Raw genomic sequence first — 17,167 nt, forward strand, 5'->3', positions numbered from 1 at the left:
TACTGTATAGCCGCTTAGATTTTAAAATCGCCTAAAATAGGAAAATAAGGGAACTCATGACCGCTTGCGTTGTATTCTCTCATCATCTTGTGTTACGACGCACTCTATAGAAACTGCGTCTCACAACGAAAATAGGCCTACGAATAAAGTAGGCCGCCTTGTAGTTATTTTTTTGTGAATCCAAATAGGACTGTTGGGATGGCACTTAATGCTAATATGAAAATCCAGTCTCTTAAAGCTAGGTCCATTGTGTTGAAAACAGTTTGTAATGGTTCAAAGTAAATGACGACTAATAACAATAGAACAGAAGAAATAACAGCCCCTACTAAATATAAATTCTGAAACGGATTTCTCGAAAAGATCGAATGCTCACTTCTACAATCGAATACATGAATTAACTGAGCCATTACTAATGTAGTAAAAGCAATGGTCTGTGCATAACGTAAGTGATCTGGATTATTTTGATATGCAGTTATAAAAGCTATTAAAGTAACTAAACCGATCATTAAGCCTCTACTCAATATTTTAAACCCAAGTCCCCTAGCAAAAATACCTTCTTTAGGATCTCTTGGTTTACGTTTCATTACATCTCCTTCTGCTTGATCCAGGCCTAACGCCATAGCAGGTAGCCCATCTGTTACTAGATTGACCCACAAAATTTGTACAGGGATTAGTGGTAGAGGCATACCTAGTAACATTGCAAATAACATGACTAATATTTCCCCTACATTGGACGCAAGTAGATAACGGATAAACTTACGAATATTTTCATATATATTTCTACCTTCTTTTATGGCAGATTTAATCGTTGCAAAGTTATCATCCAGTAGCACCAAAGCAGACGCTTCTTTCGCAACATCCGTCCCGTTATATCCCATACTCACTCCAATATCACTTGCCTTAATGGCAGGTGCATCATTTACCCCATCACCAGTCATGGCAACAACATGTCCATTTCGTTGAAAAGCTTTTACAATTTTCAGTTTATGTTCTGGGGTTACTCTAGCAAAAACATATACATCTTCAATCACGTCACTCAATTGTTCTTCCGTCATATTACTCAGTTGATGTCCTTCTAATACTTTTCCACCTTTAGGAATTAACTTTAATTGATCTGCTATGGCGTAGGCAGTTTTTGCGTGATCGCCGGTAATCATCACTGTTTTAATACCTGCTTCTCGACATTCAGCAATTGCTGCTTTTACTTCTTTTCTAGGAGGATCAATAATTCCATAAATTCCAATAAACGTAAGATCCTTTTCTAGCAACATGTCATCAAACTGTTGACCTTTCTTTAAAGGTTTAATCCCTATCGCTATTGTTCTTAACGCTTGATTCGCCATATTATTAATAGCCTGATCCATTTGTTTTTGATCACCTGTACGTAAAGGTCTTCTACCACTAGCATCAGTAACATAATTCATTCTTGGTAGTAACACATCCGGTGCACCTTTCGTAATGACAAATTGATTCTTTTGCTTATCTTCCACTACGACACTCATTCGTTTCCGATCAGAGTCAAAAGGAATTTCGTGGATAATTGTAAATTGATTTGTATCTTCTATTGTAATATTTGCTTTTCTTGCTGCAACAAGTAGCGCCCCTTCTGTTGGATCCCCATCTATCATCCAATTTCCCTTCTTTTTCATAAGCGTAGCATGGTTGCATATCGCACCATACAATAGCATGCTATCTAACGAAGGATCATCTACTTTTTTACCATCTAGTTGAAATTCTCCTTTTAAATCATACCCTTGACCTGTAACATCAAAGATGTCATTGTCTAAATAGATCTGTTTCACAGTCATTCGATTCTCTGTCATTGTCCCTGTTTTATCTGAACAAATAACAGATGCACTTCCCAACGTTTCGACAGCAGATAGTTTTCGAACAATTGCTTTTTTTCTTATCATCCTTTGTACACCTAAAGACAGCGCAACAGTAACGATGGCCGGCAAGCCCTCTGGTATAGCGGCGACAGCCAATGAAACACCTGCTAAAAACATATTATAAAGCGGATGACCTTGCCAAACGCCTACAATAACAACAAAAACAGTTAATAATAATGCGATCACAATTAATAGTTTTCCAAGCTCCGCCAATTTTCTTTCTAGTGGTGTTTGCTGTTGTTCTGTATTCACAAGTAAGTCTGCAATCTGGCCCATCGCAGTCTTCATTCCTGTCCCTACTACAACACCGATACCACTACCTCGTGTCACAAGTGTTCCCATAAAGGCCATATTTTTCTGATCAGCTGGTTCTAACCCATCTTTTGTCATTGCAGTAGCATGCTTTGATGCAGGTACAGATTCCCCTGTCAATGCAGATTCTTCTATCTCTAAGCTAGTTGATTTAATAACACGTAAATCTGCGGAAACACGATCTCCACTAGTAACCTTAATCACATCACCAACTACTAATTCACTTGAAGGAACTTTCTCCCATTTTTCATTACGCAATACATTTGCCATAGGAGCAGACAATTCTTTTAATTTCGCTAAAGATTTTTCTGCTTTTTGTTCTTGAAAAAAACCGATACATCCATTGATTAGGACAATAATCATGATTGCGATAGCATCCACATACTCACCAAGAAGACCAGAAACCAATGTAGCAGCTAATAGTACTAAAACCATAAAATCCTGGAACTGCTTAATAAAAACAAGCCACAATGGAGTCTTCTTTCCGTCATCAAAAACGTTAGGGCCAAATTTATTTAATCGATTTTCTGCATCCTTCGTTGATAGACCTTTATCAATGTCTACACCTAGCTTTTCCTGCAGTTTTTCTTCATTCCATTGGTACCAATTCATACTGCATACCTCCATGTACTCTTTCCTTCAATAGATATGTATTCAGACTCGTCCCAAAAAATGCTATAATTAGATTAGCGAGGTGATTCAAATGGCTTTTGACGGAATAGTAACCCGAGCGATTACGCACGAGCTTAGTCAATCGTTAACAACGGGTAGAATCTTAAAAATATATCAACCGACGGAAACGGAACTTATACTCACAATAAGAAGTCATGGAAAGAATAATACTCTTTTACTATCAGCGCATCCTAGTTATGCTCGTTTTCACTTAACCAAGGATACGTATCAAAACCCACAAGAACCACCAATGTTTTGTATGTTATTACGAAAACATCTCGTGGGAAGTTTTATTGAAGACATTTCCCAATATGAAAATGAAAGAATTGTTTCTATTAAAGTTAAAGGAAGAAATGAAATTGGAGACGAAACCAAAAAAACATTGATAATTGAGGTTATGGGAAAACACAGTAATATCCTGTTGATTGATCAAGAAAAGGGTCATATTTTGGACAGTATCAAGCATGTCCCACCCATGCAAAATAGAGTTCGGACAATAATGCCCGGCCAAGACTATAAACTGCCACCTGATCAAGGGAAATTGAACCCCCTCTCAGTGGACAGTGACACATTTATAAAAAAATTAGATTTTAATGCAGGTAAATTAGATAAACAATTAGTCGATACATACATGGGGTTTTCACCTGTTATCGCTAAGGAAATTATCTTTCGGGCTAAACTTGGTTCCATTGATACGTACAAAACGGTTTTCCAGGACATTCAAGAGTCTCTATTAAATCATGGTTATTCACCTGAAAGAATTGCTGGAACAAAGGAAGACTTTTACGTGTTACCACTCGAATCCGTTCAAGGAGAAAGAAAACAATTTTCATCCGTAAGTGTCATGTTAGATGATTTTTATTCTGGTAAAGCGGAACGTGACCGCGTAAAGCAACAAGCAGGAGACTTATATCGTTTCTTAAAAAATGAACGTGATAAAAATATTAGAAAGATTAAAAAGCATGAACAGACATTTACAAAAGCAGAACAAGCAGAACTTTTTCAACGCCAAGGTGAACTATTGACTGCAAATATGCATGCGATTAAACATGGTGATTCTTCCGCTACGGTCATAGACTATTATGACCCTGATCAAAAGGAAATAACGATAGAACTTAACCCTAACAAAACACCTAGTGAAAATGCACAAGCTTATTTCAAAACCTATCAAAAATTAAAAAAATCAAAGCAAATGGTTTTGCAAGAAATAGATAAAGCCAAAGTAGAAATTACCTATCTTGCAGAGCTAATTCAGCAAATTGAAGAGGCTAGAGAGCAAGATATTGAAGAAATACGCGAAGAATTAAGAGAACAAGGATATTTAAAATCAAAAAGCAAACATAAAAAGAAAAAAACAAAACCAACAAAGCCAGACCCAGAGCAGTTTTTCAGTTCAGATGGCACAGTAATTTTAGTTGGAAAAAACAACAAGCAAAATGAATTTTTAACGAATCGGATTGCTGCAAGAGATGATATTTGGTTACACACGAAAGACATCCCAGGATCGCATGTAGTCATTCGTGATAGAAACCCAAGTGAAGAGACACTATTTGAAGCCGCGCAGCTTGCAGCGAATTTTAGTAAGTCGAAAAATTCATCTTCCGTTCCAGTGGACTACACCTTAATCCGACATGTAAAAAAACCAAATGGAGCAAAACCTGGTTTCGTTACGTATGACAACCAAAAAACGTTGTACATTACTCCGAAAGTGAACTTTATAGAAAAACTAAAGAAAAAACCTGATTAAACACGGAATCAAGTAAAGGCTGAGACCTTTTACTTGATTCTTTTTTTAGATGGTTATATGATTTTTGACATTAGAGCAAATTCGCAAAAGTCGTTGCTTATTATCAGTTCACTATTGATATATACTGTGCAGTAACTATCCTACCCGCTAATCTATGGTCGATTTTGGCGGCTATGAGATCCGTTATTCGTCCGAAATCTTCGTTTATATTATTTTAGCGGTCACCAGATCCGTTATTTGCCCTTATTTCATTGATTTCGATAACATTTTATTAAAATAGCGTATCGTATGACCGTTCAGATTCAAAATTGGTCAAAAACAGGTAAATAAGGTCTCTCAAGGCCGCTTGCGTTATATGACTCTATTTTTGAGTTACGACGTAGTATATGCATACTTTGCAACAAAGCTAAAGTGACATCTCAAGTCAATCTAAATCGAAAGGATACATAATCATGGATTTATTATCAAGCTTTGAACTAAAAGGACTAAAATTAAAAAATCGTATCGTTATGTCGCCAATGTGTCAGTACTCCGTTACAGCAAAAGACGGCATTCCTAATGATTGGCATTTCTCTCATTACACAAGTCGTGCCATTGGAGGTACTGGTCTCATTATTATAGAAATGACTGATGTAGAACCAGACGGTCGTATATCAGATTATGATCTTGGTATTTGGTCGGATGACCACATTCCAGCTTTTAAACGGATTATCGATAACTGCCATAGCTATGGTGCAAAAGTCGGCATCCAAATTGCACATGCGGGTAGAAAAGCAGAAGATGCGGATCAACCTGTTTCATGTTCTGCTATCCGTTTTTCTGATCAATATAAAACACCAAGAGAATTAACAACAACTGAAGTGGAAGAACTTGTTACTAAATTCGAAGCAGGAATCAAACGGGCGATTGCAGCAGGTGTGGACACGATTGAACTTCACGGTGCTCATGGATATCTTATTCACCAATTCCAATCACCTCTTACAAATAAAAGAGAAGATAAATACGGGCAAGACAAGAGCTTATTTGGTGTAGAGATTATTGAAGCGGCCAAGCGAGTGATGCCCGAAGATATGCCACTCATCATGCGATTATCAGCAGTAGAATACGACAAAGACGGATACGACCTGAACTATGTCATTGACCTTGCCAAGCGTTATAAAGCGGCGGGTGTCGATATATTTGATGTTTCATCTGGTGGAGAAAGTATGAATGGACCAGCTAGTGCAGGACCAGGTTACCAAGTCGATTATGCTAAAGAACTGAAACAAGTATTAGATGTACCAGTTATGACGGTAGGAAGAATGGAAGATGTTGAACTAAGCAATCAAGTAGTAAAAGAAGGTCAAGTAGATTTAGTAGCAGTGGGACGCGGTATGCTAAGAAACCCATATTGGGCAAATGAAGCATCACTTGCTTTAGGTGGAAAACCATTAACTCCAAAAGCTCTAGCTGCTGGCTATAGTATATAGGACACAAAAAACCGAGAATTGCTTACCAAGCTAATTCTCGGTTTTCTTATTTGCCTTTCACTCATCTTAAGAACCGCTTTATCTTTCTTAGACCATTTTTCAAATTAGGGTATCGAAGTGGTATATCAAACTTATTTGTTTGTTTCATTATACTTTTCTTGTGTGAAAACGTGTCAAAGCTCGCTTTTCCATGATAAGCACCCATCCCACTCGCGCCAACTCCTCCAAATGGTAAGTAAGGTGAGCTAAGGTGGTAGATGGTATCATTAATACATCCACCCCCAAAAGAAATGGAAGAGATAACTTGCTGTTGCACATCACTGTTTTCAGAAAAAAGGTATAACGCAAGTGGTTTTGGATGGCTATTAATTACATGGATGATCTCGTCTACATCATCAAAATCCAACACCGGTAAAATCGGACCAAAGATCTCGTCTTCCATTACTTTATCATCCCAATTTATACCAGTTAATACGGTTGGTTCAATTACTAATGAAACCGAATCCACTTCACCACCATAAGCGATGTTATCCCTGTCTAAAAAAGACCGTAACCTGTTAAAATGTTTATCATTTACAATGTGAGTGTAATTAGTATTTTGAATAGGATTTTCACCATACAGATCTGTGATGGCTCTTTTTAACTCTTCTAAAAATTCCTTCTTTATCCGACGATTTACATATACGTAATCAGGCGCCACACACGTTTGACCAGCATTCGTAAATTTACCCCAAGCAATCCGCTTCGCTGCTAATTTTACATGTGCATCTTCATCAACAATACACGGACTTTTTCCACCCAACTCTAATGTAACTGGTGTTAAGTGTTTAGCAGCCTGCTCCATAACTATTCTCCCTACCGATGTACTACCGGTGAAAAATATATAATCAAATGGTATCTCGAGTAACGCTTGGCTCGTTTCAACTGCTCCTTCCACCACACTGACATACTCTTCTGAAAAAGTTTCAGACACTAGTTGACGCAGAACATCTGAAGTCGTAGGTGTTAACTCTGAGGGCTTTAACACTACGCAATTTCCTGCTGCGATTGCACCAATCATTGGAGCGACTGCTAATTGAAATGGATAATTCCATGGAGCGATAACCAGTGTACTTCCATAGGGCTCAGCATAGATAATACTTTTGGTGCCTATATGTGTTAAGGGCGTCTGTACTTTTTCAGGCTTTCTCCATTGTTTTATGTGATCCTTCATGAAAGATATTTCTTTATAAACTATGCCGATCTCGGTTGTATAAGTATCAAATGCAGATTTATTTAAATCTGCCTTGAGGGCATCTATAAGTTTAGACTCATATTTCTTAATCGCGGCCTTCAACTTTTCTAATGCTTGTATGCGAAAGGAAATAGACTTTGTTTTATTTGAGTAGAAAAACTGTTTTTGTTTTGCAAATAAGCTTTGGAAATCTTCCATATCTTTAACCTTCTCATCTTAGTTTTTTCAATCTACACTACGTTAAATGTAGACTAAATCCTCCAAAAAGTAAAAACATGTGAATCATAGCAATTCACATGTTTTTAGCCCAACTTATTTCGAAAATGATGCAAACAAACCGTTTCTCCATTCCAATAAATCAGCTTCTTCTGCATTTGTGATTTGATTTACTTCTACTAATTCCTTTAGCAATGTATCAAAATTAGAAATCGTCTCCATTGGCAATTGATGATTTTCAAAGTTTGCTTTCGCTTGCAAAATACCATAGCTAAAAATAGCCAACACACCAAGTACCTCTGCACCAGCTTCACGTAAAGCTAATGCGGAATTAATTGAAGATCCACCTGTTGAAATTAAATCTTCAATTACAACTACTTTTTGTCCTTCTAGTAGTGTACCTTCTATTTGATTCCCTTTCCCATGTGCTTTAGGCTTAGAGCGAACATAAACCATTGGTAAGTCTAACTTTTGTGCTACCCACGCTGCGTGAGGAATCCCAGCTGTAGCGCAACCTGCTATCACGTCAGGCTTTTCATCAAGGTTATTTATTAACTCTATAAAACCATCTGCTATTTTATCTCGTACATCTGGGAAAGACATAGTCAGACGATTATCACAGTAGATTGGGGACTTTATTCCTGACGTCCATGTAAACGATCGGTCTGGTTTAATTTGGATCGCCTTGATCTCATATAAACTTTTTGCAATTTCCTTACTTAATGACATATCCCCACTCCTCTAGTGCTTTTTCATATGCTTGTTTCGGATTTTCCGCTTGTGTAATGCTTCTACCAATGACGATGGCACTTGCACCATTCTTTTTAGCAAATGCTGGTGTTGCAATTCGTTTTTGATCATTATGTTCAGAATCTGCCAACCGAATTCCAGGTGTTACTGTTAAAAAGTTAGACGTACAAACTTCTTTTATGTTCGGCACTTCATGTGCAGAACACACCACACCGTCCGCACCATTGTCATTAGCAAGTTTTGCTAATCTCGTCACGGCTCTTTTTACTGACTCATTGACATGTAATTCATCTTGAAGGATTGTTTCGTCCATGGATGTTAATACAGTAACCGCTAATAGCTTAGGTACTTCTCCATCCCCAGTACCTTCTACTAAACCCATTTTGGCAGCATGGATCATCTCACTTCCACCAGAAGCGTGCACATTAATAAGGTCTACACCGAGTTTCGCTATGTTTTTCATCGCTTTATGAACGGTTGTCGGTATATCATGAAGCTTTAAATCTAGAAAAATAGCATGGTTACTATCTTTTAATTCTTGTATTACCTTAGGTCCTTCACGGTAAAAAAGCTCCATTCCTACTTTTACAGGTACGCCTTGTAAGTTATTACTCTGAATAAATGAATGGCTTTCTTCCCATGTTGGAAAATCAAGCGCGAGATAAACCGGTGTATGCATGCTCATGCCCCTTTCCAATTGCATCCTCAACAGAATCAAATCCATATTGCTTTAAAACGCTAGGTAAAGCTTCAATTATTTCAGGACAAACGAGTGGATTATGGAAATTAGCTGTCCCAACTGCAATAGCACTTGCACCAGCTAATAGAAATTCTAGGACATCTTCAGCGGTCATGACCCCACCCATACCAATAATCGGAATCGACACTTGTTGTTTTACTTCATAAATCATACGGATAGCAACTGGTTTAATTGCAGGGCCAGATAACCCACCTGTTTTATTCGCAAGTAATGGTTTTCTAGATGATAGGTTTATTTGCATGCCTGTTAATGTATTGATCATCGAGAGACCATCTGCTCCAGCGCTTTCTACCGCTTTCGCCATTACTCCAATATTTGAAACGTTTGGAGACAGTTTTACATATACAGGCACATGACTTGCTTCTTTCACTTGCGAAGTCACCTCAGCCGCTAATCCTGGATCTGTACCAAATTGAATCCCGCCTTCTTTTACATTCGGACAAGAGATATTTAATTCGATTGCTTGTATAGCTGTGGTACGTGTAAAAGCTTTTGTTACTTCTACATATTCCTCTACACTACTACCTGCAACGTTTGCAATGATTGGAACATCATACTTCGCTAAGAAAGGAAGTTCATTGTCGATAATGTTTTCTACACCTGGATTTTGTAACCCAATCGCATTTAACATGCCTGCAGAAGTTTCAGCTACTCTTGGTGTTGAATTTCCGTATCGTCCTTCTTTGGTCGCAGCTTTTATGATAATTGCACCAAGTTGATTTAAATCGAAAACATCACTATACTCTTTACCAAATCCAAAGCATCCAGAGGCAGGCATAATTGGATTTTTCAAGCTTAATCCTGGCAAAGTTGTAGTTAAATCGATCATAATACCACCTCTTTCGCTTCAAAAACTGGACCATCTTTACATATCTTCTTAAAGCCGTTTGGTTCACTTGTAGGTACAACACAAGCATAACAAGCACCAATGCCACAGCCCATACGTTGTTCGATGGAGATATAACCCTTTTTGTCTTCAAGTTTTTTTGAAACTGCCTTTAGCATCCCTGTTGGTCCACATGAAAAATAATAATCGTATGCAATATCTACTTGATCTAAGACGTCTGTCACATATCCCTTAAAACCATAGCTTCCATCATCTGTGACAACGTGACATGAGCCGATCTCAGAAAATTTAGACTCATAGAATACATGTTCTTCCGATTGAAAACCTATGACAGCAGTCACTTCAATACCTTTTTGTTGTAACTGTTTAGCAAGGTAATACAGAGGAGGTACTCCAATACCTCCACCAATGACTAATGCTTTTTTCATCGTTACCTTACTAATTGGATAACCCTGGCCACAAGGAACAAGTACATCAAGCTCTTGACCAACCGTATATTTACTTAGTTGATCTGTACCAGTGCCAATAATTTTAAAGATAATCGTGATTGTCTGCTCCTTCTTGTTCACATCTGCAATCGATATTGGTCTTCTTAGAAGGTTCGTGTTATTTGTCCCAACATTAATATGAACAAACTGCCCAGGTTCAGCTGTGTCGATCACAGCTGAGCCTGATAGCGTCATTTCAATTGTATCTTTAGCAATCTGTTCCTTTGCAACAATCGTCATCCATTCTTTATTTATCACAATACAACAGCCTTTCTCTCTACAACTGGCCTTGCATTAAATGTAGTTGAATCTATTACATTTACGATCGCTTGCGCTGTATCTAAACTTGTTAAACAAGCAATTCCATGCTCTACAGCTTCACGACGAATTCTAAAACCATCCGAACGTGGTTGTTTTCCTGAAGTTAGCGTATTGACAACAAATTGCACTTCACCATCTTCAATAATAGACAATACGTTATCTCCTTCAGATCCAATCTTCCCTACTTCATTTACTGGAATACCGTACTCCTCAACAAACGCAGCTGTTCCTTCCGTTGCATATAAGCGGAAACCAAGTTGATGGAACTTTTTAGCTATTGCTGCTGCTTCTGGTTTATCTTTGTCAGCCACAGTAAGTAGGACAGAACCTTCCATAGGAATTTTCAAACCAGAGGCAATCAACCCTTTGTAAAGTGCTTTCTCCAACGTTTTATCACGACCAATTGCTTCTCCTGTTGATTTCATTTCAGGCCCGAGCATTGTATCAACACTACGTAACTTTTCAAAAGAGAATACTGGTACTTTTACTGAAACCGTCTCAGGTTCTGGCAACACACCAGTTGCAAAACCTAACTCAGCAAGTGACTCACCAATAATACACTTCGTCGCAAGGTTTGCCATCGTCACCCCGGTTATTTTGCTTAAGAAAGGAATCGTTCTACTTGCTCTTGGATTTACCTCCAAGACATATACTTCATCTTTATGCACAACAAATTGAATGTTAATTAGCCCTTTGACATTTAGCCTAGATGCGATTTTTAAAGTGGTCTCCACACATTGCTGTTTTACTTCAGCTGAAATGCGTTGTGTTGGATAAACAGCAATGGAGTCGCCAGAGTGAACACCAGCACGCTCAATATGTTCCATAATTCCTGGAATAATGGTTGTTTCTCCATCACTGATCGCATCTACCTCTACTTCAATTCCAGTTAGATATTTATCAATTAGAACTGGATGTTTATGTTCGATTCGGTTTGACTTTTTCAAGTAATTGTATAGCTCTTCATCGTTATAAACGATTTCCATTTGGCTTCCACCAATAACGTAGGATGGTCGCACTAATACCGGGTAACCAATCTCATTCGCAGCATCAATCGCTTGATCTAGCTTTCGGACACTCTTCCCTTTCGGTTGAGCGATATTTAGTTCACTTAAAAGCTGTTCAAACTTGTCACGGTCTTCCGCTGTGTCAATCGCTTCAAGCGAGGTACCAAGAATCTTGACTCCTCTTCTTTCTAAGCCTTCCGCTAGATTGATAGCCGTTTGACCACCAAATTGTACAATTACACCTAAAGGCTTTTCTAAATTAACAACATGCATCACATCTTCTAGTGTTAATGGCTCAAAATACAGCTTGTCAGAAACACTAAAGTCTGTAGAAACTGTTTCTGGATTACTGTTCATAATTATAGCTTCATAGCCCGCTTCTTTAAGCGCCAGCACCGAGTGTACTGTTGCATAATCAAATTCAATTCCCTGCCCAATTCGAATTGGACCTGAACCCAGTACAATAACTTTTTGTCTGTCAGAAACAATGGATTCATTTTCTTCCTCATACGAGCTATAAAAGTAAGGAGTTTCCGATTCAAATTCAGCAGCACATGTATCTACCATTTTATAAACTGGTTGGATGTTTTCTTCTTGTCTTAAATAATAGATTTCATCCACGTCTACATCCCAAATTCGTGCGATTTGTGTATCTGAGAATCCTAATTTTTTCGCTTCTGTAAGTAACTCAACAGATCCTTTATTATGTTCTAGCACTTTTTCTAAATCAATAACTCTTTTCAATTTCGTTAGGAAAAAGCGATCGATTTTGGTTAGTTCAAAAATTTCTTCCACTGTAAGGTCTCTGCGAAGCACTTCAGCAAGTACAAAGATCCGTTCATCATCTGCCTTTACAAGTCTTTCTTTTAATTCGTCCATAGACAACTCTACTAAACTTTTTAACCAGAAGTCCTCTGAACTAATATCTAATGATCGAATACCTTTTAACATCGATTCTTCAAAGTTTCTTCCAATAGCCATAACTTCCCCTGTTGCTTTCATCTGTGTTCCAAGCGTACGATTACCAGTTGCGAATTTGTCAAACGGGAAACGCGGCAGCTTAGAAACGACATAGTCTAATGCAGGTTCGTACATCGCATATGTTGTACCTGTAATTGGGTTAATTATCTCATCTAATGTAAGTCCAATTGCTATTTTAGCAGCTATTTTGGCAATCGGATAACCTGTTGCTTTTGATGCGAGTGCTGACGAACGACTTACACGAGGGTTTACCTCAATAATGTAGTATTGGAAGCTATCTGGATCAAGTGCTAATTGCACGTTACATCCACCTTCAATTTTCAATGCACGGATAATTTTCAAGGATGCGTTTCTTAACATTTGGTATTCACGATCACTTAACGTTTGAGATGGTGCTACAACTATGGAGTCGCCTGTGTGAATTCCAACAGGATCTATGTTTTCCATGTTACACACAACGATAGCTTGGTCATTTTTATCTCTCATAACTTCGTACTCTATTTCTTTAAAACCTGCAATATTTCTTTCAATAAGACATTGGCTTACTGGAGATAAAGATAAACCGTTACGCGTAATTTCTCTTAATTCGAGTTCATTGTTACACATTCCACCACCAGTTCCACCTAAGGTGTATGCTGGTCTAACAATAAGAGGAAATCCAATTTCTCTTGAAAAATCGATCGCTTGATCTACTGTATTTACAATCATACTATCAGGAACTGGCTCATTTAATTCGTTCATAAGTGTTCTAAACTTTTCTCGGTCTTCTGCTTGTTGAATCGCATCCAGTGACGTTCCTAATAGTTCCGTATTCGTTTCTTCTAAAATCCCAGTAGCTTCTAATTGAACAGCTAAATTTAATCCTGTCTGTCCACCAAGTGTTGGAAGAATTGCGTCTGGGCGCTCTTTACGAATGATCTTGATAAGAAAGTCTACCGTTAATGGTTCCATGTAAACTGTATCTGCAACCGTATGATCCGTCATGATTGTTGCAGGGTTTGAGTTCGCTAGTATAACCGTGTAACCTTCTTCTTTTAATGATTGGCATGCTTGTGTTCCTGAATAGTCAAACTCTGCTGCTTGACCAATAACAATCGGACCAGAACCAATAACAAGAATTTTATTTATATCTGTACGCTTAGGCATGAAGTTTCCTCCTTGATTGTAGACTGGTGATTTTTAATTCGCGTTAAAAACTCATCAAATAAATGATTCGTATCTTCTGGACCCGGTGAACTTTCTGGGTGATATTGTACCGAAAAGGCTGGATACAACTTATGTTGTATTCCTTCTACTGTTTTATCATTTAATGCGATTTGCGTTAATTCTAAGTCCGTATTCGTTAGAGAATCAGCTGTAACCGCATAACCATGGTTTTGTGAAGTTAAATATGTTTTGTTTAGCAAGATATCTTTAACCGGGTGGTTGGATCCACGGTGACCAAATTTCAATTTTTCTGTATTTGCACCACAAGCTAGAGCTAAAAGTTGGTGACCTAAACAAATACCAAACACTGGTGTAGTTTTTATTATAGAACCGATCATGTCAATCGCTTCTTGTACATCTTTAGGGTTACCAGGGCCATTTGTAAGCATGACTCCGTCTGGTTTTAAGCGCAAAATGCTTTCCGCACTATAATGATAAGGTACAACCGTTACATGACAATTTCGTTTCGTTAATTCGCGTAGAATCCCGTGTTTCATACCAAAGTCAACCAGTACAATACGGTGTCCTCGTCCAGGTACTACATATGGTTTTACAGTAGATACTCTTTCTACTTGGTTTCTTAGAACAGGTGTATCATTTATTTGCTCGATAGCCTCTGGTATAGATGCTCCAGCTTCTGTAAAAATACCACGCATCGTTCCGTGTTTACGGATGATTTTTGTTAACTTTCTGGTGTCAATTCCTGCTATTCCAGGGATGTTATTTGCTTTTAAGTAACTATCCAGGCTTTCATCACTACGGAAGTTAGATGGATGATCACAGACTTCTTTAACAATAAGCCCATGAATCGAAGGCGTGATCGTCTCAAAGTCATCTCTGTTGATACCGTAATTTCCAATTAACGGATAAGTCATCGTTACAATCTGACCACAATACGACGGATCAGACAAAATTTCTTGATAGCCTGTCATACCTGTATTAAAAACTACTTCCCCAACACTTGCTTCGTTTGATCCAAATGCAATACCATTAAATACAGTGCCATCCTCAAGCACGAGTTGTCGCTTTTCCATAAGAAGCCTCCTCAAAGACGATTTTTCCTTCTACAATTGTCATTACTGGCAGTCCTTTTACATGCCATTCATGAAACGGTGTATTTTTTCCTTTTGATAAGAATGTTTCTTTATCTATCTTTATTTCTCTGTTTATATCAACCACTGTAATGTCAGCTGTAGATCCTGGCTCTAGTTTTCCATATGGCATGTTGAAAACTTCTGCTGGTTTAATAGTCATCCAGTCGATTAATTGTTTTAATGTGATTTTTCCTGTCTCAACTAAGTGTGTATGGAGTAGAGAAAAAGCTGTTTCAAAACCGTGAATGCCAAATGGTGCTAACAATAAACCTTGATTTTTCTCATCTTCCGTATGTGGTGCATGGTCTGTCGCAATAAAATCAATTGTTCCGTCTAGCAGGCCTTCTAATAAGGCTTGTTGATCATCTTCTCCTCTAAGTGGAGGGTTCATTTTATAGTTCGCATCATCAGAAACTACGCTTTTTTCATTTAATAGTAAGTGATGTGGTGTTACTTCAGCAGTTACATGGATGCCTGCTTTTTTAGCATCCCTTATTACTCTGACAGATTCTTTTGTACTTACATGACAAACGTGATAATGACAGCCTGTTGCTTCTGCGAGTAAAACATCTCTTGCAATCTGAACCGCTTCACAAATAGATGGTATTCCAGGTACATTTAAAGCTTTACTAGCTTCTCCTTCATGAATAACCCCTTTATGAATTAAAGAGTTGTCTTCACAATGTGCCACAACTGGCATCTTCAATCGGGCTGCTTCTTGCATGGCTTGCAGCATCATATCCGCTGTTTGTATGCCAACACCATCATCAGTAAAAGCAAAGGCTCCAGCCTCTTTTAATGCCTCCATATTTGTTAGTGTTTCTCCAAGTAATCTTTCTGTAATGGAAGCGTAAGGCAATACTCGCACATGTGCTGACTCCTCATTTCTTTTTACAATGCTTTTTAATGTTGTTTCGTTATCAGGAACAGGGCGGGTATTCGGCATCGAACAAATCGTTGTATAACCTCCACGCGCAGCTGATTGTGTGCCGGTTTCAATTGTTTCTTTCTTTTCGCCACCTGGCTCTCTTAAGTGAACATGCACATCAATAAAACCTGGCGTAACAAGATTACCTTTACAATCTATTAATACAGCTCCATCTCTTGATACCTTTTCACCGATTTCTTCGATGACTCCATCTCGTATAGATATCTCACAAGGTAAAAGCTGATTATCTGCTACTAACTGCTTCGCGTTGATTAAAACTGTTTTCATGCTTGATTCCTCCCTTTTCTAATAACTTTGTCATGACCGCCATGCGAGCTGCTACCCCGTTTGACATCTGTTTAAAGATCCTAGATCTCTTACATTCAACCAGTACATCATCGATCTCTACGCCTCTATTTACTGGAGCAGGATGCATGATGATTGCGTGTGATTTCATGCGATTTTCTCTTTCGATTGTGAGTCCATAATTTTCTAAGTATTCTTCTTTCGTCATTGTAGACTGATCCTCGTGTCTTTCATGTTGTATGCGTAGAAGCATAACGACATCACATGATTCAACCGCTTCATCTATGTCTAAGTAAGGGAATGGAAGACTATCATCTTGCCAATCTGGCTTACTAGATAGATAAACTTCTGCACCTAAAGTCGCTAATGCGTATGCGTTAGATCTGGCTACTCGACTATGTTTGATATCTCCAACAATCGCAACTTTTAAGCCGGTAAACTTACGATATTCTTGGTAAATGGTTAACAAATCAAGTAAACATTGTGTAGGATGCTCACCTTTTCCGTCTCCTGCGTTGATAACCGGTATATTTATTTGCTCAGCTAATTGCTGTACAGTATTATCCTCTGGATGTCTAACTACTAATAAGGAAGCACCTAATGATTCGAGTGTCTTTGCTGTGTCATACATACTTTCTCCCTTTTGAACGCTAGAAGCATCTGTCATGAAGTCGAGCACTTCTATTCCCAACTTTCTTTGGGCTACAATAAAACTCATCTTCGTTCTTGTACTAGGTTCAAAAAAAAGGTTTGCAGCAAATACTTGTTTTTGTAATGGTTCGATACCATTTTGATTAATATCATCTGCTAGTTTTATTAGCTGCAGGAGTTCATGCTCTGACAAGTTTTTCATCGACACAAAATGTTTCATATAATAGCTCCCCCTTATATGGAGGGACTGTCTCAGTAAAAGACAGTCCCTTTTATTCACATGCTATTT

12 protein-coding genes are annotated in these 17,167 nt (G+C 38.1%); 2 read left to right on the plus strand and 10 right to left on the minus strand.

The genetic code is table 11. From position 1 onward, the window contains the following. Nucleotides 1-164: 164 nt before the first annotated feature. A complete protein-coding gene (locus tag NYQ66_RS19985; protein WP_259872083.1) occupies nt 165-2,813 on the minus strand; it encodes a calcium-translocating P-type ATPase, SERCA-type in 2,649 nt (882 codons plus the stop codon). A gap of 91 nt (nt 2,814-2,904) precedes the next feature. On the opposite strand from NYQ66_RS19985, the gene NYQ66_RS19990 reads away from it, so the two are divergent. Together NYQ66_RS19990 and NYQ66_RS19995 are read left to right on the plus strand one after the other, a co-directional pair. Then, entirely contained in the window at nt 2,905-4,620 is a 1,716-nt protein-coding gene (locus NYQ66_RS19990; protein ID WP_259872086.1) for an Rqc2 family fibronectin-binding protein, read from the plus strand. 449 nt (nt 4,621-5,069) lie between these two features. Beyond that, nucleotides 5,070-6,089: an NADH:flavin oxidoreductase/NADH oxidase gene (locus NYQ66_RS19995; RefSeq protein ID WP_259872243.1), complete on the plus strand. Its 1,020-nt coding sequence runs from the start codon at nt 5,070-5,072 to the stop codon at nt 6,087-6,089. Nucleotides 6,090-6,150: 61 nt separating this feature from the next. On the opposite strand, the gene NYQ66_RS20000 is transcribed toward NYQ66_RS19995, so the two are convergent. The 9 genes from NYQ66_RS20000 to NYQ66_RS20040 form a co-directional block, all read right to left on the minus strand. Further along, nucleotides 6,151-7,521 carry an aldehyde dehydrogenase gene (locus NYQ66_RS20000; protein ID WP_259872087.1) on the minus strand — a complete coding sequence of 457 codons (1,371 nt, stop codon included), beginning with the start codon at nt 7,519-7,521 and terminating at the stop codon, nt 6,151-6,153. 114 nt (nt 7,522-7,635) lie between these two features. Further along, nucleotides 7,636-8,268 carry an orotate phosphoribosyltransferase gene (gene pyrE, locus NYQ66_RS20005; protein ID WP_259872089.1) on the minus strand — a complete coding sequence of 211 codons (633 nt, stop codon included), beginning with the start codon at nt 8,266-8,268 and terminating at the stop codon, nt 7,636-7,638. Continuing rightward, on the minus strand, nt 8,255-8,968 hold the full coding sequence (pyrF, locus tag NYQ66_RS20010) for an orotidine-5'-phosphate decarboxylase (RefSeq protein ID WP_259872090.1): 714 nt from the start codon (nt 8,966-8,968) through the stop codon (nt 8,255-8,257). The genes pyrE and pyrF overlap by 14 nt, the downstream gene beginning before the upstream one ends. Beyond that, complete coding sequence (locus NYQ66_RS20015; protein ID WP_272479973.1) at nt 8,940-9,875, minus strand: dihydroorotate dehydrogenase; 936 nt, start codon at nt 9,873-9,875, stop codon at nt 8,940-8,942. The genes pyrF and NYQ66_RS20015 overlap by 29 nt, the downstream gene beginning before the upstream one ends. Continuing rightward, the gene (locus NYQ66_RS20020) at nt 9,875-10,642 is read right to left on the minus strand and encodes a dihydroorotate dehydrogenase electron transfer subunit (RefSeq protein ID WP_259872093.1); all 768 of its coding nucleotides are present in this window, start codon (nt 10,640-10,642) and stop codon (nt 9,875-9,877) included. Before NYQ66_RS20020 ends, NYQ66_RS20015 begins: the two co-directional genes overlap by 1 nt. Beyond that, nucleotides 10,639-13,839 carry a carbamoyl-phosphate synthase large subunit gene (gene carB / locus NYQ66_RS20025; protein WP_259872095.1) on the minus strand — a complete coding sequence of 1,067 codons (3,201 nt, stop codon included), beginning with the start codon at nt 13,837-13,839 and terminating at the stop codon, nt 10,639-10,641. The genes NYQ66_RS20020 and carB overlap by 4 nt, the downstream gene beginning before the upstream one ends. After that, nucleotides 13,818-14,933: a carbamoyl phosphate synthase small subunit gene (locus NYQ66_RS20030; RefSeq protein WP_259872097.1), complete on the minus strand. Its 1,116-nt coding sequence runs from the start codon at nt 14,931-14,933 to the stop codon at nt 13,818-13,820. The genes carB and NYQ66_RS20030 overlap by 22 nt, the downstream gene beginning before the upstream one ends. Next, the gene (locus NYQ66_RS20035) at nt 14,908-16,209 is read right to left on the minus strand and encodes a dihydroorotase (protein ID WP_259872099.1); all 1,302 of its coding nucleotides are present in this window, start codon (nt 16,207-16,209) and stop codon (nt 14,908-14,910) included. The genes NYQ66_RS20030 and NYQ66_RS20035 overlap by 26 nt, the downstream gene beginning before the upstream one ends. After that, nucleotides 16,166-17,098: an aspartate carbamoyltransferase catalytic subunit gene (locus NYQ66_RS20040; RefSeq protein ID WP_259872100.1), complete on the minus strand. Its 933-nt coding sequence runs from the start codon at nt 17,096-17,098 to the stop codon at nt 16,166-16,168. The genes NYQ66_RS20035 and NYQ66_RS20040 overlap by 44 nt, the downstream gene beginning before the upstream one ends. Between the last annotated feature and the right edge of the window lie 69 nt (nt 17,099-17,167).

Origin of the sequence: Aquibacillus koreensis (genome assembly GCF_025154055.1) — a bacterium.
Lineage (GTDB): Bacteria > Bacillota > Bacilli > Bacillales > Amphibacillaceae > Aquibacillus_C > Aquibacillus_C koreensis.